We start from the raw sequence: 4,202 nt of genomic DNA, 5'->3' as shown, positions 1-4,202 counted from the left end.
GATGAATCCTAAAGAAAACATACATCCCATAGAAGCGCCGGCAGGTTTAAGGGAGCGAAAGAAGCGTCTGGCCCAGGCGGCGATTGAGGAAGCGGCGCTTCGGCTTTTTCAGCAGAAGGGCTATGAGCAGACCTCGATTCAGGACATTGCCGATGCGGTCACGATGTCGTCGCGCACGTTCTTCCGGTATTATGCGTCCAAGGAGGAAGTGCTGTCGGGACCGATCCGCAGCACGCAGCTGGATGGCATCCGATACCTGCTGGAAGCGGAGCCTCCGGCATCACCACATGCTGCCCTGCAGTCGGTCTTCGGTTACCTGGCCGGCCAATACGAGAAACAGCGCCCGGGTCTTGTGCTCCGGTACCGGATTGCCGGGCAGACGCCCTCTATCGCGTCCTTATTTTTGTATACGCTGATGGAGGCGGAGCCGGCTCTCTGTGATGCGCTTTGCTCGAGGCTCGAAACCGGGGCGGACCGTGATGAAGTCCGGTTTCTGGTGGCCGTCTATATGGCGGCTCTGCGCGTCTCCATCGAGGAATGGCTGGAGCAGGGGGACGATGCGGATCTGGTGAATGTGCTGCATCGCCATATGGACCGGCTTTCTTCTATGCCACCGGGTTGAGGCCATACAGTTAAAGCGATAAAAGTTCCGCGGCTCCTGCGGAATCTTTTTGTTGATATAACCGAAAAGCGGGGCCTGCTGTCTTCCGTACGAGGGGCTTGCCCAGGAAATTAGGATTCCTTGCCCGGCTCCCATAGGTGTCGCGGTACTCCCGTACGATCTGGTTCAGCCGGTCCGCCGAATTGCCGAGCGCCAGTACACCGTCGTGCATTGGTCGGAGTTCGATCTGGGCGGCCATTTCGCCGCCATGGAGGTACCGGATCAGCTTGCCGAAGATCTGCGTTCCTTCTTCCGGCAGTTCAGAGACTAATCAATAAACAGCAAGAACACACCTTGAAGCTTCAAGGTGTGTTCTCTATTGAAGGCATAAGAGCATATAGGATTTTTCTTTTCAGAATGGCGCTGATTTTTAGCACTCGGAACATGTCCGGAAAGCCATCAGCTCATCTGAATAGGATGAGTTCGATCAGGCTTGCTTTCTTTTACTGCGGGTTACCAAGCGTAAGCCCGAGGGGCTTCTCCGCCGGGACCCGGGAAAATTTCGTCCAGGCGCGCCAGCACGTCTTCGCTCAGCTCGACCTCAACAACCCGGAGCGTCTGCTCGAACTGCTCCAGCGTCCGCGGTCCGATGATCGGGGCCGTCATCGCCGGATGCACGAGCGTCCAGGCGAGCGCCACCGTCGCCTCGGATTCGCCCAGCTCCTTGCACAGCTTCGAGAACTGCTCCAGCTGCGGGCGCAGCTTCTCAAGCCGTTCGGTCTGGCGCGCAGTCCGCGATCCTTCCTTCGGGTTCAGGTTGCCGCCAAGCACGCCGCCGTCCAGCGGGCTCCAGGCGATGACGCCGATGCCATGCTCTTCCGCGGCAGGGAGCACTTCAAGCTCCGGCAGCCGGCAGAGCAGGCTGTATTTGTGCTGCTCGGACACCAGGCCGAGCAGGCCGCGCTTCTCCGCTTCGTACTGCGCCTTCACCAGGTCGCGGCCGGCAAAGTTGCTGGCGCCGACGTATCCGATTTTTCCCTGGTTCTGATGAGTTTGAAAAGCGTTCCAGAGCTCATCCCAGGACACGTTCCGGTCCACATGGTGCATTTGATAGAGCTCGATATGGTCCGTCTGCAGCCTGCGGAGTGAGCCTTCCAGGTGACGGCGGATCTTGTACGCGGAAAGTCCCCCTTGCTCATTGGGATCCACGATAGGATGTTCCATGTTGCCGTATACTTTCGTGGCGAGCACGACTTTTTCCCGTCTTCCGCCACCTTGGGCGAACCAGCGGCCGATGATTTCCTCGGTCCATCCGCGGTGCTCATTACCGCCGTAGACGTTGGCCGTATCGAAGAAATTGACACCTGCGTCGAGGGCTGCATCCATAATCTTGAAAGCTTCCTTCTCCTCGGTGCTTGGACCAAAATTCATCGTACCGAGGCAGAGACGACTAACCTTTAATCCTGTTTTTCCCAAATAGGTATACTTCACGTTTCAATTTCCTCCTTTTCCTGGTGGATTCGGTAACATTATAATTCTTCTTTCGGTTTCTGGTAAGCACTGAAAAAAAGTATACTAAGTGAATCTCGTGTTACTTGAGCCTGTTTGGACCTGCTTTGAACTAACCTGCGTTGACCTTATTGGACCCTCCGGATCCTTCACTCTTCGCCCATGATCGCCAGGGATATCAGCAGCGTATCGCAAAGGGAGGCGGCAATGACAGCCGGCAGTGCCCGGCTCAAGCGGGTGTGGGCGGCGCCTTGACCGAACACAAACAGGTTTTGAACGCCGAGTGGCAAAATCAGCCCAAGGGCCAATATAAATCCGTGAAATAGGGCATGTATCATATCATTCCTCCTGTAATGTCCCTATTTTATCGAAGGCGCCACTCTAGGTCTCCATCCAATTGGTTGGCTAAATACCCAACCAATCTGTTAGAATAAACGAAATCAATCATGATAGGAAGAGGGTCTATGCGTTACGAGGAATGGCATTTGGACAAGTCGTCTCCGGTGCCGCTTCACCGGCAGATTTACGAATATATGCAAGGGAAAATCATGAACGGGGAATGGCCTGTCGGCACGAGAATCCCTCCACAGCGGGAACTGGCTGCCCGGTTTCAAGTGAACCGCAGCACGGTGGTCTATGCGCTCGGAGAGCTTGCGGCCAATGGGCTCATCGAATCCAAGGTTGGACAAGGAACCGTGGTGGTCAACAATACGTGGAATCTGCTTGCGGCTGGTCCGGCTCCCGACTGGAACCGCTACGTCCGGGCAGGGGCTTATCCGCCCAACATCCAGCTGATTCAGCGAATTAACCAGGCCGAGGCCAGGGCAGACATCATCCGGCTTGGAACGGGGGAGCTGTCACCGGAGCTTCTCCCTGCAGCCCATATGCAGGAAGTCATCGGGAAGGGGAGGGGCAGGCATTTGTCGCTGGGTTATTCCGAGCCGAAAGGAAGCCGGTTTCTCCGGGAGACGCTCAGCGAATATTTACGGTCCAAGGGAATCTCCGCTTCCCCGTCGTCGATTCTGATCGTGTCGGGTGCGCTGCAAGGATTGCAGCTGATATCGGTCGGTCTGCTCCAGCCCGGTTCGACCGTTCTGACGGAAACTCCGTCCTATCTGAACTCGATCCACGTGTTTCAGTCGGCAGGGATCCGGCTCGCCGGCGTTCCGATGGACCTGGAAGGGATTCGTCCGGATGCGGTGGGACCGGCCAAACGTCAGCATCAGGCGGGGCTGCTGTATACGATCCCGAGCTTCCATAACCCAACCGGACGGGTCATGTCAGGGAAGCGTCGGGAAGAGCTGATGAAGGCTGCGGCCTTGGAGCGGCTGCCGGTAATCGAGGATGACGTATACGGAGATTTGTGGCTGGACGCGCCGCCGCCCCCGCCGCTCAAGTCGGCCGATCCGCAGGGCCTTGTTCTCTATATGGGCAGCATGTCCAAAACGCTTGGCCCGGGACTGCGGATCGGCTGGGTGGCCGGGCCGGAACCGGTCATCGACCGGCTGGCCGACATCAAAATGCAAACTGACTACGGCGCCAGCTCGCTGTCCCAATATGCCGTAGCGGAGTGGCTGAGCACAGGCCGGTACGAGCCGCATCTTGCCGATATCCGGCAGAAGCTGAAGCTGCGCAGAGATTTTGCCCTCTCGATCCTTCAGCAATATTTTCAAGATATAGCAACGTGGGAGATACCCGGAGGCGGGTTTTACATTTGGCTGCGGTTGCACGTTCCCATCCCGGTTCACCAGCTGTTCGAGCAGGCCCTGAAAGAGGGGATCCTCTTAAACCCGGGGCAAAATTATGACCGGCATGACCGGCAGCATCTGCGCTTATCGTATGCGTATGCGTCTCTTCACGACCTGGAGCGGGGATTGATTCGACTGGCCGGAATGATTCGAGCGTATAGGTGAGGATTCACCCTTGTGGTCCTGGATTTTGATTCCATCTTTCAAAAAGAATGGTTAATCTCTTGTTCCGAAGGATGAGTTTAGTAGTATAATGAAGTTTAGTGTCGAACGATCGTCTTTCAAATTTAATTGAAAATAACTCTGTGTTTACGGGAGGAAGCAACATGGACCATCAACAGATT

General features: G+C 56.1%; 3 protein-coding genes and 1 pseudogene. 2 read left to right on the top strand and 2 right to left on the bottom strand.

What is annotated here, in order from left to right; genetic code table 11:
* Nucleotides 1-622, top strand: a 622-nt coding sequence (locus CPT76_RS01730; protein ID WP_105441733.1) for a TetR family transcriptional regulator, incomplete at its 5' end; no start/stop codon positions are given.
* A gap of 492 nt (nt 623-1,114) precedes the next feature.
* Here the strand turns inward: CPT76_RS01730 and CPT76_RS01715 are convergent.
* Together CPT76_RS01715 and CPT76_RS01710 are read right to left on the bottom strand one after the other, a co-directional pair.
* Entirely contained in the window at nt 1,115-2,092 is a 978-nt protein-coding gene (locus CPT76_RS01715) for an aldo/keto reductase (protein ID WP_076170434.1), read from the bottom strand.
* Nucleotides 2,093-2,268: 176 nt separating this feature from the next.
* A pseudogene (locus tag CPT76_RS01710) lies at nt 2,269-2,448 on the bottom strand (LysE/ArgO family amino acid transporter); the annotation flags it as partial.
* 126 nt (nt 2,449-2,574) lie between these two features.
* On the opposite strand from CPT76_RS01710, the gene CPT76_RS01705 reads away from it, so the two are divergent.
* Complete coding sequence (locus CPT76_RS01705; protein WP_105441731.1) at nt 2,575-4,023, top strand: aminotransferase-like domain-containing protein; 1,449 nt, start codon at nt 2,575-2,577, stop codon at nt 4,021-4,023.
* The last annotated feature ends 179 nt before the right edge of the window (nt 4,024-4,202 follow it).

Source organism: Paenibacillus sp. AR247 (assembly GCF_002968895.1).
Classification (GTDB): Bacteria; Bacillota; Bacilli; order Paenibacillales; family Paenibacillaceae; genus Paenibacillus_AQ; species Paenibacillus_AQ favisporus.
This window is presented reverse-complemented; position numbering and strand designations above follow the sequence as displayed.

Excerpts from the sequence above, each read along its gene's own strand:
- CPT76_RS01705 (WP_105441731.1), top strand. The coding sequence starts at position 2,575 with ATGCGTTACGAGGAATGGCATTTGGACAAGTCGTCTCCGGTGCCGCTT.